At 53.7% G+C, this 20,971-nt stretch carries 18 protein-coding genes; 13 read left to right on the plus strand and 5 right to left on the minus strand.

The genetic code is table 11. The annotated features are described in order from the left end of the window. Positions 1-47: 47 nt before the first annotated feature. Positions 48-1,286, minus strand: coding sequence for a sodium:proton antiporter (locus MIH18_RS18710; RefSeq protein WP_249005803.1), 1,239 nt, complete (start codon positions 1,284-1,286; stop codon positions 48-50). 632 nt (positions 1,287-1,918) lie between these two features. Here MIH18_RS18710 and MIH18_RS18715 point away from each other — a divergent pair. Beyond that, positions 1,919-2,473, plus strand: a complete 555-nt coding sequence (locus tag MIH18_RS18715; RefSeq protein WP_249005802.1) for a YgjV family protein — start codon at positions 1,919-1,921, stop codon at positions 2,471-2,473. 135 nt (positions 2,474-2,608) lie between these two features. Here the strand turns inward: MIH18_RS18715 and MIH18_RS18720 are convergent, their stop codons facing one another. Further along, entirely contained in the window at positions 2,609-3,277 is a 669-nt protein-coding gene (locus MIH18_RS18720) for a PEP-CTERM sorting domain-containing protein (protein ID WP_249005801.1), read from the minus strand. 283 nt (positions 3,278-3,560) lie between these two features. Between MIH18_RS18720 and MIH18_RS18725 the strand changes: the two genes are divergently transcribed. Together MIH18_RS18725 and MIH18_RS18730 are read left to right on the plus strand one after the other, a co-directional pair. Further along, a complete protein-coding gene (locus MIH18_RS18725) occupies positions 3,561-3,791 on the plus strand; it encodes a sodium-dependent bicarbonate transport family permease (RefSeq protein WP_249005800.1) in 231 nt (76 codons plus the stop codon). Between the two features lie 191 nt (positions 3,792-3,982). Then, the gene (locus MIH18_RS18730; protein ID WP_249005799.1) at positions 3,983-4,402 is read left to right on the plus strand and encodes a hypothetical protein; all 420 of its coding nucleotides are present in this window, start codon (positions 3,983-3,985) and stop codon (positions 4,400-4,402) included. A 100-nt stretch (positions 4,403-4,502) separates the two neighbouring features. On the opposite strand, the gene MIH18_RS18735 is transcribed toward MIH18_RS18730, so the two are convergent. Then, positions 4,503-5,357, minus strand: coding sequence for a YihY/virulence factor BrkB family protein (locus MIH18_RS18735; protein ID WP_249005798.1), 855 nt, complete (start codon positions 5,355-5,357; stop codon positions 4,503-4,505). Between the two features lie 432 nt (positions 5,358-5,789). Between MIH18_RS18735 and MIH18_RS18740 the strand changes: the two genes are divergently transcribed. From MIH18_RS18740 to MIH18_RS18765, 6 genes are all read left to right on the plus strand, one after another. After that, entirely contained in the window at positions 5,790-7,115 is a 1,326-nt protein-coding gene (locus MIH18_RS18740) for a sorbosone dehydrogenase family protein (protein WP_249005797.1), read from the plus strand. A gap of 85 nt (positions 7,116-7,200) precedes the next feature. After that, the gene (locus tag MIH18_RS18745; RefSeq protein WP_249005796.1) at positions 7,201-9,198 is read left to right on the plus strand and encodes a hypothetical protein; all 1,998 of its coding nucleotides are present in this window, start codon (positions 7,201-7,203) and stop codon (positions 9,196-9,198) included. Between the two features lie 135 nt (positions 9,199-9,333). Further along, positions 9,334-10,311 carry a TAXI family TRAP transporter solute-binding subunit gene (locus MIH18_RS18750; RefSeq protein WP_249005795.1) on the plus strand — a complete coding sequence of 326 codons (978 nt, stop codon included), beginning with the start codon at positions 9,334-9,336 and terminating at the stop codon, positions 10,309-10,311. 151 nt (positions 10,312-10,462) lie between these two features. Next, positions 10,463-13,057, plus strand: coding sequence for a TRAP transporter permease (locus MIH18_RS18755; RefSeq protein WP_249005794.1), 2,595 nt, complete (start codon positions 10,463-10,465; stop codon positions 13,055-13,057). An 11-nt stretch (positions 13,058-13,068) separates the two neighbouring features. Continuing rightward, complete coding sequence (locus MIH18_RS18760) at positions 13,069-13,497, plus strand: universal stress protein (RefSeq protein ID WP_249005793.1); 429 nt, start codon at positions 13,069-13,071, stop codon at positions 13,495-13,497. Positions 13,498-13,592: 95 nt separating this feature from the next. Continuing rightward, positions 13,593-14,516 carry a LysR family transcriptional regulator gene (locus MIH18_RS18765; RefSeq protein WP_249005792.1) on the plus strand — a complete coding sequence of 308 codons (924 nt, stop codon included), beginning with the start codon at positions 13,593-13,595 and terminating at the stop codon, positions 14,514-14,516. 131 nt (positions 14,517-14,647) lie between these two features. Here the strand turns inward: MIH18_RS18765 and MIH18_RS18770 are convergent, their stop codons facing one another. Then, positions 14,648-14,851 carry a hypothetical protein gene (locus MIH18_RS18770; RefSeq protein ID WP_249005791.1) on the minus strand — a complete coding sequence of 68 codons (204 nt, stop codon included), beginning with the start codon at positions 14,849-14,851 and terminating at the stop codon, positions 14,648-14,650. A gap of 289 nt (positions 14,852-15,140) precedes the next feature. Here MIH18_RS18770 and MIH18_RS18775 point away from each other — a divergent pair, with 289 nt between their 5' ends. The 3 genes from MIH18_RS18775 to MIH18_RS18785 all read left to right on the plus strand — a co-directional run bounded on the left by MIH18_RS18775 (position 15,141) and on the right by MIH18_RS18785 (position 18,206). Beyond that, positions 15,141-16,484 (plus strand): GntP family permease, encoded by a 1,344-nt coding sequence (locus MIH18_RS18775; protein WP_249005790.1) that lies wholly within the window; start codon positions 15,141-15,143, stop codon positions 16,482-16,484. A 42-nt stretch (positions 16,485-16,526) separates the two neighbouring features. After that, entirely contained in the window at positions 16,527-17,660 is a 1,134-nt protein-coding gene (locus tag MIH18_RS18780) for a glycerate kinase (protein WP_249005789.1), read from the plus strand. Between the two features lie 249 nt (positions 17,661-17,909). Beyond that, positions 17,910-18,206 carry a hypothetical protein gene (locus tag MIH18_RS18785; protein WP_249005788.1) on the plus strand — a complete coding sequence of 99 codons (297 nt, stop codon included), beginning with the start codon at positions 17,910-17,912 and terminating at the stop codon, positions 18,204-18,206. On the opposite strand, the gene MIH18_RS18790 is transcribed toward MIH18_RS18785, so the two are convergent. After that, positions 18,198-19,661, minus strand: coding sequence for an NAD-dependent succinate-semialdehyde dehydrogenase (locus MIH18_RS18790; RefSeq protein WP_249005787.1), 1,464 nt, complete (start codon positions 19,659-19,661; stop codon positions 18,198-18,200). The genes MIH18_RS18785 and MIH18_RS18790 overlap by 9 nt on opposite strands. A 354-nt stretch (positions 19,662-20,015) precedes the next feature. On the opposite strand from MIH18_RS18790, the gene MIH18_RS18795 reads away from it, so the two are divergent. Next, entirely contained in the window at positions 20,016-20,837 is an 822-nt protein-coding gene (locus MIH18_RS18795) for a transporter substrate-binding domain-containing protein (protein WP_249005786.1), read from the plus strand. Positions 20,838-20,971 lie beyond the last annotated feature (134 nt).

Consider the following 20,971-nt stretch of genomic DNA (forward strand, 5'->3'; position numbering starts at 1 on the left):
AATCGCCCGTCAAAAACCAACAGTGTCACTTCAGCACGGACGGCCGGTTATTCAGCCACCGCGCGCCCCAAAAACCGCTTCACCGTCAAGCCTTGAAATAGAATGGAAAACACCACCACCACGTAGGCCATCGGTAGAATCAGATCCCGCTCCGGCCCTGCGGGTAGCGCCAATGCCAATGCAACGGAGATGCCGCCCTTCAGGCCACCCCACGTTAACGCCAGAATGGAGCTGGAGGTATGTTCCTGGAACGGTTTTAACGCCATCACGGGAACACCCACCGCCACCAGTCGCGCCAGAAGCACCAGCGGAATCGCTGCAAGTCCGGCCAACAGCACCGGTAATTCAAACGTGACAATCAGGACTTCAAGACCAATCAGCAAAAACAGGACCGCGTTCAACACTTCATCGATCAATTCCCAGAACGTATCCAGTTGCTGCTCGGTTTTTTTGGACATTGCATATCGTCGACCATGGTTGCCGATCATCAGTCCCGCGACCACCACCGCTAACGGGCCGGACATATGCAACCTGCTGGCGAGCGCGTAGCCGCCTGCTACCAGGGCAATGGTTACGAGAATTTCGACCTGATAATTGTCGAGCCGGCGTAGTAGGTAATACCCCGCCCATCCCAGTATAAAGCCCAACACCAATCCACCCACCACTTCCTCCAGAAACAGCAGGCCAATGCCCTGAAATGTAGCCTCTCTGTCTCCCTGTGCAATGCCTAGAATGGCGATAAACATGACCACCGCAACGCCATCATTGAATAGGGACTCACCCGCAATTTTGGTGGACAAGGCTTTCGGTGTGTCCACCGATTTAAGAATGGCCAACACCGCCACAGGGTCGGTGGGCGCCACCACGGCGCCGAAGAGCAGACAGTAGATAAACGGCAATGGAATAGTGAGCCAACCCAGCACCACCCACATGGCACATCCCACTAAAAATGTGGTGACCACGACACCCAGAGTCGCCAGCAGCGCCACCAGCCATTTCTGGTCGGCCAGATCGTCAAGATTTACGTGCAGGGCACCGGCAAACAACAAAAAACTCAATAAGCCGTTCAGCAACGTTTCACCCAGGTCAACCTGCGCAATCAGCTGCTCTGCCCAGTGGGTCAGATCTTGGCCGCCCAGGTGGTTGATACCGACCAGAGCCAACGAAAACGCCAGCGAAAATGCCATTATGGCAATACTCGTTGGTAAACCGATAAACCGAGCATTGATGTAACTGAACAATGCGGAGAGGCTTAGTAGGATGGCGACGATTTCAAACAGTGTCATGTATTCCTCAGAAAAACCGGGACAGAATTTTTGTCACCCGCCCAATAAAACGGCGGCCCAGATCACAAGCACCACTGCTGTAACCACTATGACAGCAGACACTTTGTGACGCTCGAAGATGGCTTGCGCGTGATTGCCGGCAATAAGAACCAGCATTCCCAGACCATAGTATCTCACTGCCCGGGACAAAGCAGACGCGAGCATAAACAGGAAGAAGGAATAACTCGTGGCCCCAGCTGCGAGAATGGCAATTTGAAACGGAATCGGAATAACCCCGACACTTATAATGAACCAGAATCCGTCCACCTCCAGCGGAATGGGTATGAGAATGGATTCAAGAAAAGACGCAATACCCAGCCCCCAGAAAGCGTGCCGGGAGTAGATCAGTCGTATCGCCCAACTTTTAATGCGTGCCAGTTCCCCGGGGGAGGGCGTGCAGCTCTATCTGTCATTATGTTTTCTGAAATAAGTAATCATGCTGGCAGTGGTGGACTGAAAGACGTGACACTAGTATATGGGTATTCGGTGCAGCAATACGGGAAATCGGGACTGAGTCTGTGCTCCGGAAAATAAATCTGTGTCGACTATCTGGCTGGCTTTTCTCGATAGTGCCTGTGCCGTAGACTTTGACGATGTTCGAGGAAATGAGTTACACAGCCCTGGCGGGCCAGATTGTCAGCTTTATTGCGCTGGGCTTCTGCATTGTTGGCTTTACCAGCAAGCACGATGACCGGCTGATGATGCTGTTGATTGCGGCGAATGTGGCCTTTGCGTTGCAGTTTGCGCTGTTTGGTAGTTGGACGGCGGCGATCCTGAGCTTTCTGGTGATCGGCCGCATTATGCTGGCGCGGCGCTATATGGGCAGCTGGCAGGTGATGCTGGTGGTATTGGCTGTAAATCTAGTGGCTGCGTTACTGACCTGGCGCAGCCCGGTAGATTTTTTCGCCATTGCGGCGGCTATTTTCGGCACCCTGGGCATGTTCATGCTCAGGGGTATTCCCATGCGGCTGATGCTGGCCGCCGCCGCGGTTGCCTGGATGCTGAACAATATTGCCATCGGTTCGGTGGGCGGTACGCTGGCGGAAGCTATGGTACTGGTCGTTAACTTCATTACCATATACCGGCTGGCGAAAATAAAACGGCGTTATCCCGAGGCTTTCGAGAAAGCAAAAGAGTCAGGCACCTAGAAAACCCAGGTGCCTGAGCCACCAAGGCGTTCGCAAACGTGTTTGTGAAACATGAAATCGACCGGTCGCGCTGTCCAAATGTTGGCGCAATGGTCATGCCGCATTTTCCCTTGCACGCGAATCAATCGCTCTGGTTTAAATCTGATGCTTGCGCCGCTGTACTCCAAGCCCAAATAGACCCAGGCCCAACAAGGCAATCGTTCCAGGTTCAGGGACTGTCACCGATGTACCTGTGCCAACCAGCTTTGATGAGCCCACTCCATCAAAGGCTCCGCCTTCAATACTTTGCACGCGCATGCCCACTCTCTGGTTCGAGAACTGGGTCTGGTCCAGACCGACAATCGTCAGATCAAAGCTTAGAGTCTGTATAAAACCATTCGCGCTACCATTGGTTCCAGTTAGTACCGCAAAGTCCCAATTGGTCTGGGTGGGCGACCCCCCATTCAGGTTTACGTTACCCCCGAGGCTCGAACTGACTGCGTTCTCGCTGAAAAAATAGCCATTCACTATGCCAGACGGGTTTTCGTCACCGAACGTTGCTGTCGACCCTGTAAGCGCACCAAAGTTCGCAAAGTCGAACCAGAGCGCCAGAACATCGCCTTGGGTGAGGCCTGCGTTGATCGGGGCTGCAATGTTCGCAGAAATCGTGACCGTATCAGTGCCGTTGTCCTCAAACGTTACCTCACCAAAAAAACCGCCACCGTTAGTAAAATCCTCCAGTTGCGTCGTGATGGCCGCGCCATGGGCAAACGACGTGATTGCAAAAATAGATGCAACGGAAATGATTCGTTCGAAATAGTTCATTGTTTTTACCTCTCGCAATTCATATTTGGACCCGCAAATAGCCTAAGCAATAACGGCGCCATAATGTCTTGCTATATGTTTTCCAATAGCTTGCGAATTCGTTAATTCAATGGCTGTAAAAATTATCGACACAAATTCCGCCAGCAATAGTGATGACAGCATTTTCGGTGTCTATAAAACCTCCGTTTCCAAACAGGGCGCGGCCGCGTTTGCCGGTTGGTGTGGCACAGGATCGATCAGTTATTCTATCTCCCCTATGCCGATTCACCGGAACGTTTGATTCATGCCCGACACCATCGTGATGTTCTTCTTGCTTGGATTGATCGCGGGAGCCCTGCGCTCTGACCTGACGATCCCAAAAGCCGTTTACGATATTCTCAGCCTTTTGCTGATGCTGACCATAGGCCTCAAGGGCGGCATGGCCCTGCATGGCAATCTTCATTGGCGTTTGATTGCTTTCGCACTTTGTATGCTCCCGATCCTTTCCGTGCCAGGGCTTTTAGTCGGCCTGTAGTGTTAGATTCAACGCGATCCAGATTTATAAACTGTTTTTCTTTTCCGGTTTTTTCGCGATCTAGTATGAACACTCTAATTTTTCACCGTATTGTAGATCTTGAGATCGAAGTTCGACGGACTTTAGTCGACAAACTCGCTTGGTGAACCCTTCTTCAATCAAAGCGATCATTAGCAATCAGGAGATTCAAAATGGGTAAACTCAAGACATATCAGCAACAGATTCAGGAAATTGTCCAGAAAGGTATTAATGCTGCAGAAGCGCAACAGAAAAAGCTGTCTGCCAAGCCTTTCGATTATGCCGAGAAATTGGAATCTGGCGCTCGCGAATACACTGTTAAATCATTACGCGAGCACTACTACGGTTACAGTGAAAAGCTGTTTGAACAGCTTCGCAGCCTGAATTTACGTATGGGTAGTTTTGCTGCCGATATCTTGTCAAAAATTGAGAAAGAAGCGGTTGAAGGCACCGATACGGTCGCTGACGCAGTATCTGACGCCGCTGATGATGTGACCAGCGTAGCGCAGTCTACCAAGCACAAGGTTAACACCAGAAAGCCGACTGCTACTAAAACCCCGGCCAAGAAGGCAACCACCACTGCTTCTGCCTGATAGAAAATAATTGTGTGTCCTTGGGAGGCCTTAGTGCCTCCCTTTTTTGTGCGTCCGACATAAGCAAATACCAGCTGAAAGGCGAGGAACTCCATCGGTTTCAGTCCGGGGAGACATGCCAGCGCAGGCCCAGCCGCTCGCTCCGTTCCAGCTCTGCGATCACCTGGGCCCCGAGCAACAGGATAATGGAAGCAATTTCCAGGCTGATCAGTATCACAATGATGGTAGCCAAGGAGCCATAAATGACATTAACGAAGGATATATTGAGAAAGTAGTACATCAACAGCAAACGGGTCGCTTCCCAGAGAATGGCTGCAACCAGACCACCCACGATGGCCCTTCGGGTAGAGATACGCACAATGGGTAGAACCTTGTAAATGGCGCTGAACAGAATAAATACGCCAACAAAACTGATCAGGTACAGAATCAGCCCCGGAGCTTCGTAAAATGCGTTGATCAGGCTGAACAGCAGGGTTAGGGCCAGCAAACCTGCGCCCAAAATCAAGATGAAAGCATAGGGCAGGAAGGCAGACACCCAGAAACTGCGGCGGGGGTTGTCGGGCCGATGGAAAATAATGGCAATGGAGTCTTCCAGCATACGAAAAGCAAATGAGCTAAAGAACAGCATCACCGGCACGCCGACAATACCGATGATATCCCTTGACTCCATAAAAGCCCGGACTGCATCGAGCAGCAGGCTGGCATTGGCCGGGGCAAAATGCTGTGCCTGCACCGCCATGACTTCCAGCAACTGCTCTTCGTTCACTACGCGGGTAAGCAATACCGCCAGCAGGGCAAGCATCGGAACTGCCGACAGCAGTACGTTATAGCCAACCCCGCCCGCCAGCAATACCCCATGATTGCGCAGAAAATTGCGTAAAACCCGGTGCACGAATTGAAGACACTGTCGAACCGGGCTTATGTGTGGCTGCTTGCTGTTGGTTGTGTCTGTCATGGGCTAATCCTGACACAGATTGTGAGCCCCAATAGGGAACGGGATTTCGCCAGCCTTTAGGGTTTTTCCACAATGCTCTTCCGTGAAAACCGCCAATGGATTCGCTCCCATGTGCTACCAAGTTATATCAGGTAGAGGACAGCAGTGCGTTAAAATTGCGACATGTGAATGAGATTAACATCAGGTTACATAGCGCTAATTTCTCAATTGATATGAGTGCAAATTTGATTGGCCATAACCCGGGGCTATGACTCGATATTACCGGCATTGTAATAAACATCCTGCCATCGCAGTTGTCCTCTAAGTCGTCGCCACTTTCTAACAGAAGCTGATACTGCACGGCTCGTTGAATGCAAGTTTTGTGGCGCAGAGAAAGCAATTGCAACGAAATCGGCCTACGCTTTGGTTATTCTGGTTTTGGAGCTTATTAGTATGAAACAGCGTCACTGGTTATTGCCCATCGGTCTGGCACTCACGCTTACTGCCTGCGGGAATGTCGCTCAACTCTCCGTTGCTGAAGGCACAGGCCCTGATCCAATATTACCCAGCCCGAGCGAATCCCTGATTCCCACCGTCAATATTGCCAAAGCCGCTGGCTGGCCTTCCGGCGGAAAACCCGACGCCGTTGCGGGAACCCAAGTGGTCGCCTTCGCAGACAACCTCGAACACCCTCGTTGGCTCTATGTTCTGCCGAATGGTGACGTGTTAGTCGCTGAAACCAATGCGCAGCCGAAACCGGGCGGTGGCGGGGGAATTCGCGCCTGGATCCAGGGGCTGATAATGGAGAGTGCCGGTGCCACCGTTCCCAGCGCCGACCGGATTACCCTGCTGCGGGACAGTGATGGTGACGGCGTAGCCGACGAACGTTCGACGCTACTGAAAGACCTGCACTCCCCGTTTGGTATGGCGCTGATCGGGAACGACTTCTACGTTGCCAACACGAACGCCGTCATGCGCTTTCCCTATGAGACGGGCCAGACACGCATCACCGCCGAAGGCACCAAAGTCACCGATTTGCCAGCCGGAAAGATTAACCACCACTGGACCAAGAGCATGGTTGCCAGCCCGGATGGCAGCAAGCTTTACGTCGGTGTGGGCTCTAACAGTAATATCGGCGAAAACGGTCTTGAAAAGGAGAAAGGTCGCGCGTCCATTTGGGAAATCGACCCCGAAACCGGTCAGCACCGCGAATTTGCCACTGGCCTGCGCAATCCCGTGGGGATGGCCTGGCAGGCGGAAAGCGGCGAGCTTTGGGTTGCTGTCAATGAGCGTGACCTGCTGGGCAGTGATCTGGTGCCGGACTACATGACATCGGTGGCGGATGGTGGTTTCTACGGTTGGCCCTTCAGCTATTTTGGCCAGAATGTGGATGAGCGGGTAAAGCCGCGGCATCCGGAAAAAGTGGCCCGGGCCATCAAGCCCGATTACGCGCTCGGGCCGCATACCGCTTCACTGGGGCTAACGGCCGCCGATGGCAACACGTTGCCTGAGCAATTCAACAACGGCATGTTTGTGGGTCAGCACGGCTCCTGGAACCGCAAACCCCGCAGCGGCTATAAAGTCATCTTTGTGCCCTTCGCCGGTGGTGAGCCGGATGGTCAGCCGGTCGATATACTTACCGGGTTCATCAATGCCGCCGACAAAGCTCAGGGTCGTCCGGTTGGCGTTGTTATCGACAAGCAGGGCGGGCTTTTAGTGGCGGATGACGTGGGCAATATCATCTGGCGGGTCAGTCGTGCCGAGCCGGCGACGCAGTGAATGGTGGTCTTTCCGCCCGAGGCACGTGCGTGTGGAAACCGGGTCAGGTTGACATGTCCCGGCATTGACCGGAGGATCGCAAAGTATGAGCAGAGCCACATATACACCCGAAAATCAGCATAACGGCGCGTTAGATGAGCTAGCGAAGTCACTCGACGCGGCCATCAACCGCTTGGCCGAAATCAATGTGATTGAGGGCGTGTCGCCCGTTTTGGAGGTCATTGAAGCGGCACGAGCCCTGATGTTCACGGACGAAGGCCTGGAAGCTCTTTACCAACGCGTGCCGGCGATTGAGGCGGCCGGGTGCTTTGGCGGCAGCGATTGGGATTATCCACAAACGTTGGTGCCTTCACTGGCCGTGCGCACGATTCGCCATGGCGAATCCGTGGTAACCCTGGTCGAAAGCCTGAGCCAGATTCGCCTTCTGGCGGTGGCTAAAGGCCACTACGTACACCCTTCGATTTCGGCAGAACACGCCCAGCATTTTCTTGCCCAGGTATTGGCGATGAATCTGGATCTGGTGGTCAGCGATCTTCAGGAGAGCGACCGGCTGCGGCCGGACGGGATCGGCTTCGCCGTTCAGGGTCTGTATCACTTTCTGCTTCAGCATCTGGGCTACGAGAATCTTCTGGAAGATCTGGTGGCTGAAGTCTGGCGGATTCTGGCGCAACGGCCGGTTCAGGTAGATGGGGTCAAACAGATGGTGACGCAGATCGCCGTCTGTCTGCAAAAGCCGGATGCGCTCGGTGGCAACGTCGGCGATGACGCACTGCAACTGATCCATGCCGTGTTCAGCCCTACCGAGGGCTGCCGCGAAGATCCCGGCTTAGATGTTTACGCTGAACGCCTGACACAGATGGACGATGCCACCTTGCTGCGAGAGGCCATCGCCTTTGCCAAGGCCATGCACAGTACCGGCCTGGTTTCACCCTATATGCCGGGGTTTATACGTTACCTGCGTAGCCGTTGGAACGACCTGATTCCCACGGCTTTGGGCCTGAGCCACACGGGCGCCGACGCCTTTCACTGCTATCCGGCGTTGATTCATACCCTGATTGATGAGGCCTTGTTCACCGAGACCAGCCAGTGTGCCTATGGCCTGGCCATGATGCTCGAGCGGGGCATCCTCTATTCGCCTCCGGTGGCGCCGTCTCTGTGGCGCCAAATACGACTGTCGCTGTGCGAGGTCGCAGCCGAGAAGATTGTGGCGGTCTTTGGGCGCAGCCGTTCGCCGGAATGCTTTCTGCTTGCGGATGTGCTCAATGTGCTCGGGCGCCCGCTAGGGGTGGGGCAGGGAAACTATCCTACTTGTCAGTCGACGCGCGCCTTGTCTATGTGGGCTTACAACATGCCGGCGGAACTGCTTCGAATTCTTGCCTGGGCGGCACGTGACGACGAGGTGGTGATGCGCTTTGAGGGCAACAGTATTTCTTCGCGGGATCTGGGCGCCGGGCTGGCCAGCGAGCCTCCGGTGGATGTAGATGCCGTTTCACTGCTGACTGTGCCGCATCTGGACCGCATTTACTTCGAAATGGGTCGTCGCAGCGCTGGGCGTGGAGAAGATCCGCATAAATGGGTTAACTCCGCATTCCACGGTGATCATGTGGGCCACGGGTTTCGTATCGTCGTCGACATATTTACCGGTGGTTTGAAAGACTTTGAAGGGTTTATACGAGATTTTTATGCCGCCTATCATCCCTTTTACAACGGTAATATTCCGGTTATTAATCCTCAGCCGGCCGGTATTGCAGTGACCGACAGCGCCACACGCTTTCTCGGCTGGCACGCCATCACTATCCAGCGGCTTGCGCTGGACACCGATGAGGTTATGCGCGTTTATTTCTTTAATCCCAACAACGACAGCGGGCAAAACTGGGGTCAGGGAATTGTCACCTCGACCCAGGGCCACGGCGAGCTCTACGGTGAGGCCTCGTTGCCGGTGGCCGAGTTCGCCTCGCGGTTGTACGTGTTTCACTACGACCCGCTTGAAAAGGGTGAACCGGGTGATATTCCAGCCGATGACGTAAAACAGGCCATGCACCTGGCCCAAAACAGTTGGGCTTTGGGGCGTTTGGGTCTGTAAATTAAGCTTTACTTCACGTAAGTCGCGGCTAAACTGGGAAATAAGGGAAACAGACCTCATCAAGCAGGCGTTTTTCCGTATATGTAATTTTTTTCGCTTTTTACCGACCATAATGACAATTATTGAGGTGTGTTTATGAAACGCCATGCGTTCTCTGCCGTATTTACCGGCACCCTGCTGAGTGCTGCCATGTTTGCATCACCGGCGATGGCCCAAGACAAAGAACAGTTCATTACCATCGGCACCGGCGGCCAGACCGGCGTGTACTATGTCGTCGGTCAGTCGATCTGTCGTTTGGTCAACCGTCTGGAAGATGCCAATATCAAGTGTAATGCGCCGTCTACCGGTGGTTCTGTTGCCAACATCAATGGCATCAAGTCCGGCGAACTGGATATGGGTGTGGCTCAGTCCGACGTTCAGTATCAGGCCTATAATGGTACCGGCAACTTCGAAGGTGATGCCTACACAGACCTGCGTGCCGTTTTCCGGGTTCATGGCGAGCCTTTGACCCTGCTGGCCCGCGCCGATTCTGGCATTACTACCCTGGATGACCTTGCAGGCAAGCGCGTCAATATCGGCAACCCCGGTTCTGGCCAGCGCAACACCATGCAAGTGGTGATGGACGCCAAAGGCTGGACCATGGATACCTTCTCCCTGGCGTCGCAGTTGGATGCCGCCGAGCAAGCCGCGGCGCTCGCCGATAACAACATCGATGCGATGGTTTATGTAGTTGGGCACCCCAACGGCTCAATCCAGGAAGCGACCACAACCGTTGATGCTCGCCTTATCCCGTTGAACGACGACGATGTTAAAGGCATCGTCGCCGAGTATCCGTACTATTCCGCATCGGTGATCCCTGGTGGCCTTTACAAGGGCAATGACAAAGACGTTGAAACCTTCGGTGTGGCGGCGACTTTCGTAACCACCGCTAAGGCTGATGACGAAGTTATCTACCAGACAGTCAAGGCCGTTTTTGATAATTTCGATCGTTTTAAGCGTCTGCACCCGGCCTTCGAAAACCTGGTCCCCAAAGAAATGGCGACACAGGGGCTTTCAGCGCCGCTGCACGATGGCGCTGCACGCTATTATCGTGAGCAAGGCTGGATTGAGTGATTTTGCTTTAACGGCTGTTTCTGATGGCTGTTATAGCTGAGTGACCGATGCGCGGATGCTTGTAGGTATCCGCGCATTGCGTTTGTGGAGCCGTTTCCAAGCGCAATAATAATATCAATAGCAACCTGACTGACGGCGGATAGGGCTGAGTATGACTGACGAAAATACAAAACCTCGAGACTCGAGTGCCGATTTGGAGGACATGGTTGCCTCCAGTGACTCGGGAGCCCGCAAACCAGCTGGCATGCCGGGGAAGTTATTGGTTAGCATTGCAGCGGCATGGTCGCTGTTTCAATTATGGATTGCTTCTCCGGTGCCTTTCATTTTGGGTTTCGGTGTGTTTAGTGCCACGGAGTCCCGCTCCATTCACCTGGCCTTTGCGCTTTTTCTGGCTTACATGGCCTATCCCGCATTTAAGCGTTCGCCCCGCGATCGAATCCCCATTCAGGATTGGGTGCTTGCTTCGTTGGCGGCCTTCTGCGGCGCTTACATGTTTATCTTCTACGAAGGGCTGTCTCAGCGCCCCGGTGCGCCGATATTGCAGGACGTGATCGTCGGGGTGGCTGGGATACTGCTGCTGCTCGAAGCGACCCGCCGCGCGCTTGGTCCGCCGCTGATGATTGTGGCGTCGGTCTTTCTTATTTATAGCCTTGCTGGTCCCTGGATGCCCGGTATTCTATCCCATGGCGGGGTTAGCCTTTTTGGGCTTATTAATCACCAGTGGTTGACGACCCAAGGGGTTTTTGGCATCGCGCTGGGGGTCTCGACCAGTTTCGTGTTCCTGTTTGTGTTGTTCGGCGCTTTGCTCGACAAAGCCGGAGCGGGCAACTATTTTATCAAGGTCGCGTTCTCGCTGCTTGGCCATTACAAGGGCGGGCCGGCCAAAGCTGCCGTAGTGGCGTCTGCCATGACCGGGCTGATTTCCGGTTCATCGATTGCCAACGTGGTCACCACGGGCACCTTTACCATTCCGATGATGAAACGCGTCGGTTTTTCTGCCGAAAAGGCGGGTGCTGTCGAGGTGGCGTCTTCGGTCAACGGTCAGATTATGCCGCCTGTTATGGGCGCAGCCGCGTTCCTGATGGTCGAGTACGTGGGTATTTCCTATGTCGATGTCATCAAACATGCCTTTTTGCCGGCTTTGATCTCTTATATCGCACTGGTCTATATCGTTCACCTGGAGGCACTGAAGGCCAACATGCAGGGCCTTGAGAGCAGCAATCCGCCTAAGCCCCTGGTACGCAAGGTGATGGGTTTTCTCGGTGGGCTTTTGTTGATGATGGTGACGGCTTTGGTCGTCTATTACGGCCTTGGCTGGCTCAAGCCGGTTCTTGGCGATGCCACTCCCTGGGTGGTTTCGGTTGGGCTGGCGGTGATCTATGTCGCTTTGCTCAAACTGGCGGCCGGTTACCCCGAACTCGAGTTGGATGATCCCAATCAACCGATCTATTCGCTGCCGCAAACCAGGCCCACGGTGTTAGTTGGTTTGCAGTACATCCTACCGGTGGTTGTGCTGGTGTGGTGTTTGATGGTGGAGCGCCTGTCGCCGGGCTTGTCGGCTTTCTGGGCCACGGTGTTCATGGTCTTTATCATTCTTACCCAGCGCCCCATTACCTCGATCTTCCGCGGTCGCAGCAAAATGGCAGCAGATCTGCGTGAAGGCGCCATGGATTTGTGGGTTGGCCTGGTTACCGGTGCCCGCAACATGATTGGCATCGGTATTGCCACGGCCACTGCTGGCATCATCGTTGGGGCTGTGTCGCAGACCGGGGTAGGGCTGGTACTGGCCGAGGTGGTAGAAATCCTCGCTATGGGGAACCTGCTGCTGATTTTGATGCTTACGGCGGTGCTCAGCCTGATTCTGGGCATGGGACTGCCCACAACGGCCAACTACATCGTAGTTTCGGCGCTGCTGGCGCCGGTTATTGTTCAGCTGGGGGCAGAGAACGGGCTGCTGGTGCCTTTGATTGCCGTGCATCTGTTCGTGTTTTACTTCGGCATTATGGCCGACGTGACGCCGCCGGTGGGGCTGGCGTCCTTCGCGGCGGCGGCGGTTTCCGGTGGCGATCCTATCCGAACCGGTTTTCAAGCCTTCTACTACAGCCTTCGTACTGCGGCCCTGCCATTCCTGTTCATCTTTAATACGGACCTGCTGCTGATCGATGTAACCTTTTTGCAGGGCGTTCTGATCTTCGTGGTGTCGACAATAGCCATGCTGATCTTCGCGGCGGCGACTCAGGGCTACATGGTCATTCGCAGCCGTTGGTATGAATCTGCCGCATTGCTGCTGATCGCGTTCACGCTGTTCCGGCCCGGGTTTTGGATGGACATGATTCATGACCCTTATCAGTCTATGCCGCCCGCACAATTCGTAGAGGCCCTGGGCGCTGCCGATGAAGATTCGACCCTGCGCTTGCAGATTGCAGGTCGCGATGCGTACGGCGATCGCATGACCACCTACATGACTCTGCCAGTGCCGGATGGCGACACCGGGCAGGAGCGGCTCGATAACCTGGGCATGGACCTGTTGATCGAGGGTGATACGGCAATCGTTGATATGGTGGCCTATGGCAGTCAGGCGTCGGATCTTGGCTTCGACTTCGACCAGGAAATTATAGAGGTGCTGGCCCCTGTTGACCGCTGGACCAAGGAGCTGATGTGGATTCCTGCCTTCCTTGTATTTGGGCTGGTCATAGTGTTGCAGCGCCGGCGTCGTGATAATACGGCGGCTACCGCCATTGCTTGAAGGAGATTGCCATGTACAGCAAAATTATGTTGCCAGTGGACCTTAATGAGGAGGAATCCTGGTCGAAAGCGCTTCCAACGGCTTTGACGCTATGCAGAAGTTTCAACGCCTCGCTACATTTGGTCACGGTTCTGCCGGACTACAACATGCCCATAGTGGGGTCTTACTTTCCCAAGGACTTCGCTTCGAAAGCACATGAGGCGATAGCCGAGGCTCAACGCGCGTTCATTAAGGCGAACGTGCCCGCGGATGTAAGAGCGCAAAGTGTCATCGTTGATGGCTCGCCCTGGGAGGCGATCATCAAGGTGGCCAAGAAACTCGAGATCGATTTGATCGTTATGGCATCCCATAACAAGCGCAAATTTGCCGATTATGTGCTGGGTCCCAATGCCGAGCATGTGGTGCATCATGCCAGAATGTCGGTAATGATCGTGCGCTAAGCTTAAGCTGGGGCGTTTACGGCATGCGACGACTGTTTTCCTGCGCCCCTTTCACACGAACAGCGGGTCATTCCAGACCGGAGTAAAACCGCTCGATGAAAAGCCAGGAGTTGCATCTACTTTATGTGTTCGATGCGATCATGACCGAGCGTTCGGTCACTCGTGCGGCCGAAAGCCTGGCAATGACGCAGCCGGCGGTTTCCAACGCGATTTCGCGAATGCGACAGGTCTGGGATGACCCGCTGTTCGTGCGAAAGGGGCGCAAAATAGAACCGACATCCTATGCGTTCAGCCTTTGGGACCGTATTCGGGGCCCAATCTATGACCTGTCAACCGCCGTCAGATCCACTAAGTTCGACCCCGCTCAGGCACGCCGGACTTTCCGGATTGCGGTCACGGATCTCACCGTAGAAATGATCTGGCGCCAACTGGCTGAAAAACTCGAGCGAGTGGCTCCAGGCGTTGACCTTCACGCTGTTCCTTACACGCCGGAAGGAACCTACAGTGATTTACGCGAAGCCAACGTAGATCTCGCCATTGGACCAATCAGCCATCACGACAATAGCCTTAGAAGTATCTGGCTGTTCCAGGGGGGTTATCAGGTTGCAATGCGGGCCGACCATCCTCTGGCAGGTAAACCGCTCTCTATGGAAGATTTCATAGATGCGCGGCACTTGCTGGTGACGATGTCCGGCGAAGCTCACGGGCTTGTCGACAGCTATCTTGATCTAAAAGGGCTGAACCGGCGCATTGCGGTAACGGTGAATGAGTTTGTGGGAGTACCCAGCTTGTTGTGTCACACCGACCTAATTTGTGCAGTTCCGGACGTTATTCTTCGAAGTGACGACTTCACACGGAATTTGTGGGTCACGCTTTTGCCGTTTAACCTTGATCCCAGTAGCCTCTACCTGTTTTGGCACGCCAGGCACGACCGTGACCCCGGCATTGTCTGGTTGCGAGAGTTGATCGAGAACTCGCTGAAAGAGCGTTACTCAAGCATCATGGACATGACTGACTAAATCATCATTTTTGATGATATTTAAAGTACAAAGTTAAGCCCAGCGGGTCGGGGGAAATACGTTTTACCGCCGAGCAGCTGATAAAAAATACATCCCGACGGCTGAGTTCTTAAGCACAATGGCTACGCTATTCAGATTTTAGATGTGCGTTGGGCCGATGTGTGGTCAACGGCAACAATCTCGCCGCGAATTACAACGTGGCCGCTGTATGGGGCGGGCGCTGCTGGCTGCTCGGTCTTCTGCTCGTCCGACTTGCGGTCTGCCAAGCTGGCAGAAGCGGGAAGGGCGAAAGCGAACAAGACGGCTACGATTGCGGTTGCTGTAATTTTACGCATAATTATTATCCTAAGGATCATCGATTGGTTTGTCGGGGACTGGAAACCACGTGGGTGCTTTCGAATCCGATGCAAGCATTGTCGGGGTGAAGAGCTAGGATGAATAATTGTTGCCTGGTATTTCTGGTATCACTGTGAGTGATGAGTTAGATGATAAAACACAGAGTCGTCGAGTAGCGTTGCCTCAATTTTTTGGTGTATGCCGACTGATTGCCAAAAACGCCTATGACGACACTTGATCAAGCGACGGCTCAGCGCCTCTTAGGCATGGCAATGCAGGAGATTTTCTATGTACATGGTTTTTATTCTAATCGCCCTTATCGCGTTCATTGTGTTCGCAACGAGCAAATTGCGCCTCAACCCTTTCATTACACTTTTGCTGGCATCGTTCATTGCCGCGTTCGCATTTGGCCTGCCCCTCGATTCCATCGAATCAACGATTCGCGGTGGTTTTGGTAAAATTCTCGGCTACATCGGTCTGGTTATCGTTTTGGGTACCATCATTGGTGTCATTCTTGAACGCACGGGTGCCGCTATTGTGATGGCTGAGACCATCATTAGATGTTTGGGGAAAAAGTTCCCTACCATGACGATGTCCATCGTTGGTTTTATTGTGTCTATTCCGGTGTTTTGTGATTCTGGTTTTGTCATTCTCAACAGCTTGAAGCGCTCCATGGCGAGAACCCTTAGCGTATCCCCCGTCGCAATGACGGTGGCACTTTCTACCGGTTTATTTGCAACCCACACCCTTGTACCACCCACGCCTGGCCCGATTGCGGCCGCAGGCAACCTGGGGTTGGAAGACAATTTGGGGCTGGTTATCGGCGTCGGCCTTGTTTTCGCCATAATCGCGGCGATGGCGGGTTTGGTTTGGGCCTATTTTTCACGAAACCTGCCCAGTACAGAACTGGATCAAACAGAAGAAGCGTTTGAGGAAGGTAAAGAGCATTACGGTGAACTGCCTGGCCCATGGAAAGCCTTTGCCCCTATTTTTGTACCTATTGTCCTTATTTGTTTGGCCTCAGTAGCCAGTTACCCAACCGCCCCGCTGGGTGATGGGTTTCTTTATGAAGCGCTGAATTTTCTTGGTAAGCCGCTAAATGCTCTGTTGATTGGCCTTGGGTTTGCAGTACTGCTGATTCAAGGTGATGAGAAACTCAAAGGGTTTGCCCGTCACACCGAAAAGGGCCTGGTTGTCTCAGCACCGATTATTCTGATTACCGGTGCGGGTGGCGCATTCGGTGCTGTGCTTGCCGCGACACCGCTGGGTGATTTTCTTGGCCAGAATCTGTCTACATTGGGCCTGGGGGTTATCATGCCTTTCATTGTGGCCGCTGCGCTCAAATCGGCACAAGGTTCTTCAACCGTCGCCCTGGTTACCGCTTCTGCGCTGGTTGCCCCGTTGTTGCCGCAATTGGGGTTGGACTCAGATATGGGCCGCGTACTAACGGTCATGGCCGTTGGTGCCGGTGCAATGACCGTCTCCCACGCCAACGACAGCTATTTTTGGGTGGTGTCGCAGTTCAGTAAAATGGACGTTGCAACGGCGTATCGCTCACACACAGCGGCGACACTTTTCATGGGCCTGGTAACGATTACTGCCGTGTGGCTAGCATCCCTGGTAGCTCTGTAAGGGGAACTAGCGATATTCAAACAACTTGGTAAGGACTGAAGCATGCGCGTACTCATTGCCCCTGACTCGTTCAAAGAGTGTCTGACAGCGAAAGCCGTCGCTGACGCGATCGCTGTAGGTTGGTTGCGTGGTGCTCCGGCTGACCAGGTGATTAAAATCCCCCTGGCAGATGGCGGCGAAGGCACAACAGCCACTCTTGTTGGGGCTATGCACGGCACGTTGCACCAGGCACGGGTAAGCGGCCCTTCCGGCGACCCGGTCAACGCCAGTTACGGGCTGATAGATAATGGGAAAACCGCCATCGTTGAAGTGGCAGAGGCAAGCGGCCTGCACTGTGTGGCCGAACCTGACCGCAATGCGATGACAGCGTCCAGTTATGGCACCGGCCAGCTCATCATGGCTGCTTTGAAACACCGGCCGAAGACCCTTATTGTTTGCTTGGGGGGCAGTGCCACCACCGATGGTGGCGCGGGTTTGCTGCAAGCTATGGGTGCACAATTATTGGACAGTAAAGGCGGGCCCATACCTCCCGGCGGTGCGGGTTTAAAGTACATCAGCCACTTTGATATTGCCGGCACGAAAGCAAGCCTGGCGGGTGTAGATGTCGTGGTTGCTTGCGATGTGACCAACCCCTTGCTCGGCGACCTGGGTGCCGCCGCAGTATTCGGGCCGCAAAAAGGTGCCTCACCAGGCGACGTCAAAGTGCTCGACAACAACCTTGGGCACTTTGCCAGGTGCGTGGAACAAAATGGTTACGATATAAGTAGCTTTGCAGGAAGTGGCGCAGCAGGCGGCATTGGGGGAGCGGTCGCCGGGATTCTTGGTGGGCTTTTAAAACCCGGTATCGAATTGGTGATGGCCGCCGTGGGTATGGACGCACAGATGAAGGCCGCCGACTTGGTGATTACGGCCGAGGGGGCGATTGACGGCCAAAGTGCTTCTGGTAAAACGCCGACCGGCGTTGCCAAACTGGCACAACTCTATCAGGTGCCTGTTATTGGCCTTGCCGGCATGTTGGGGGGCGAAAATATGACGGCCATTCATGAGGCGGGCATTACGGCGGTTTTCTCGATTGCCCCTGGGCCAATCAGTAAAAGTGACGCTATTGCGCGTGCAGCGCACTATCTTGAAAGCACCAGCGAGCAGCTGGCTCGGCTTGTTTCAAGGCTGAAATAAAAAACCGAAATATGCGCAGGTTGCGCTAATATTAGTAAATCTACACCCATCAAAATTGCCTTTCGACAGACCCCCATATTTGACCTAAGCTTGTTAAAGTTACAATCTTTTGTGGTGGTGATATCAACGTAAAACCATCCAGTCCGAAGGCTAAATTGAGCTGTTTTGATCTCCGAGCAAAAGCTGGATTTTGAAATTAGAGTTTGTAGTATCGCCACACTTTGTAGTATCGCCATATAGAGGAACACCATGTCTTACTTCACAATAGCCGGAGTTCAGATGCATGCTTTGCATCATGGCGACAACACCGAAGCCATGCGTCAGCGCGTTAATATTTTGATGGCGCGCTTCCCCCAAGTTCAGATGGTCATGTTCAGTGAGCTGCTGGCCAAAGGCCTGATCATCCCCGAACCATCCCCTGACAGGGAGCTGTGGACGCTGCCTCTGTTAACGCGAGGCGGCGTCCACAAAAAAGAGGCAGACACCCCTTCGGGTTCTGCCTCTTTTTTTATCGTTGCTGTGGCGATATCTGACCGGTCAGCCTAGGCCGCCCATGCACAGGTATTTGATTTCGACAAAGTCGTCGATGCCGTACTTGGAGCCCTCGCGTCCAATGCCGGACTCTTTGACGCCGCCAAAGGGAGCTACCTCGGTGGAAATTATCCCTTCGTTGATGCCCACCATGCCGTATTCCAGCGCTTCGGCGACCCGCCAGATACGGCCGATGTCCCGGGCGTAAAAGTAGGCGGCCAAACCGAAGGGGGTGTCGTTAGCGGTTTGCACGGCTTCAGCTTCATTGGAGAAGCGGAACACGGTCGCCACCGGGCCGAAAATCTCTGCATTGGCGATGCTCATGGCGGTCGTAACCTGGGTGAGGATCACCGGCGCGTAGAAGTTTTCTCCAAGTCCCTCGGCGTTGCCGGTTTGATGCAGGATGGCACCCTGGTCAACGGCGTCGGCCACCAGTCTTTTTACTTTGGCCACTGCTTTGGCGTTAATCAGGGGGCCGATGGTGACGCCCTCGGTCAATCCGTCACCGACCTTCAATTGGGCTACGGCACTGGTCAGCTTTTCGACGAAGGTGTCGTAGACGGAATCTTGCACCAGAATGCGGTTGGTGCAAACGCAGGTTTGACCGGCGTTGCGGAACTTGGATGCCATCAAACCGGCCACTGCTGCGTCCAGATCGGCGTCGTCGAAGACGATAAAGGGGGCGTTACCCCCAAGCTCCAGAGAAATCTTTTTGACCGTATCGGCGCATTGGCGCATCAACAGTTTGCCCACCGGGGTTGAGCCGGTAAAAGAGAGTTTGCGTACCCGGCTGTCGTTACAGAGGGTTTGACCGACGGTGGCGGCATCTTGGCTGGTGATCACGTTAAAGGTGCCAGCGGGCAAGCCGGCACGGGATGCCAGTTCGGCCAGAGCCAGAGCGGAAAGGGGAGTGTCTTCCCCGGGCTTGACGACCACCGTACATCCTGCCGCCAACGCCGGGGCGACTTTACGGGTGATCATGGCGATCGGGAAGTTCCAGGGTGTAATCGCTGCTACTACGCCAATGGGCTGCTTAAGAACAATAATGCGCTTGTCAGGGCCGTGGGACGGGATAACGTCGCCGTAAACCCGTTTGGCCTCCTCGGCGAACCACTCGATAAAAGACGCGCCGTAGGCCACTTCGCCTCGGGCTTCAGCCAGGGGCTTGCCTTGTTCGCTGGTCATCAGTTGTGCCAGGTCTTCCTGGTGGGCGAGGATCAGTTCGAACCATTTGCGCAGCGCTGTGGCACGCGCTTTGGCGGTCAGGGCGCTCCATGCGGGCTGCGCCGCTGCAGCGGCATCGATGGCGCGGGTGGTTTCCGCCGCGCCCATGTCGGGCACATCGCCCACTCGGTCGCCAGTGCTGGGATTGGTGACGGAGTAGCTTTGGCCGTTGGCCGCCGCGCACCACTTGCCGTTAATAAAAGCCTGCTGTCGAAGCAGCGCTGCGTCTTTAAGCGTTAGTGTCATTGTAAGTACTCTCGTTTGTGGTTGACCGATGGCCGAAACCCGCCGATGCTCCTTTTGTTGCTCGGGCGGGCCTGAAAATAATTCTGTTCATGTTCTGTGGGTTAAATTTAAAAAAGTTTTTATTTCATAGGATTACATGGCTATCTTAATGTTAAAATTAAGAGTTTAGTCTGGGTTTTAAGCATTTTGTTCGTAATTTCCTGTTAAAGCTAGATACAAAAGTTAAATCGCCTGTTCAATCATGTTTTTTAGTGATTTTCACTCACAAATCTAAGGTAAGCTTCTTGGGCTTAGTTTAAGTCCATGTAAGTTTCGTAACTTATGACGTAACAAAAAAAATCAGAGAAAAAAACTATGATGCGTAAATTAGCAACGTCACTCGTGTTTTCTTGCATTGCGTTCACCTCCGTGAATGCGACAGCCGATCAACTTGACACCGTGATCCAGCGGGGAACACTGAACTGTGGTGTGGTTCTCGATTTCCCACCGATGGGCTATTTTGACGGAGACAATCAGCCCGCAGGTTTCGATGTAGGTTATTGTAACGATCTGGCTGACGCCCTCGGCGTGGAGTCAAACGTACTCAATCTTACTTGGGGTGATCGAATCCCATCCTTGATTTCCGGAAAAACCGACGTTGTTATCGGCTCTACTTCCGATACTCTAGAACGTGCAAAATCCGTTGGATTCACCTACCCGTACTTTGTTTTCAAATTCCAGGTAATTGCCCAAAAAAACAAGAATATCCAGTCGTTTGACGATCTCAAGAACCTGAAAGTTGGCGCTGCACTGGGTACTACTTACGAAACCGAATACCTTGCCTACGCCGAGAAAAAAGGCTGGGGAACGGATAATTACACCGCGTTCAAGTCTGAAAACGACGCCTACCTGGGTTTGTACCAAGGCAAAGTGGATGCGGTTATCTCAACCAACACCAATATTGCCACCAAGCTACAAAGCGCAGAGTTCAAAGACTTTGTTGCGGGCCCTTTCGTACCTAACTATGACGACGTTGTAGGTCTGATCGCAAAAAGAAGCGAGGGCGCTTGGATTAGCTATCTGAACCTGTTTCTGGTGCATCAGATTCGCGATGGCAACATGAATGCGCACTACAACAAGCACTTCGGTTCAGATGCACCTGCTGATCTGATCCAGTCCTTGAGGGATAACAAGTAATAACGACATCGGTGGCCGCCAGTTAGGCGGCTGCCAATATTACTTGTTGACAGGCCAAACGCATATATCCCTGCGTAACGGCTTCGAGATCTGATAGGTGCTTTGATAAATCACCCATCAGAGCCCTTCTTAAC

It is taken from the genome of Marinobacter sp. M3C, assembly GCF_023311895.1.
GTDB lineage: Bacteria > Pseudomonadota > Gammaproteobacteria > Pseudomonadales > Oleiphilaceae > Marinobacter.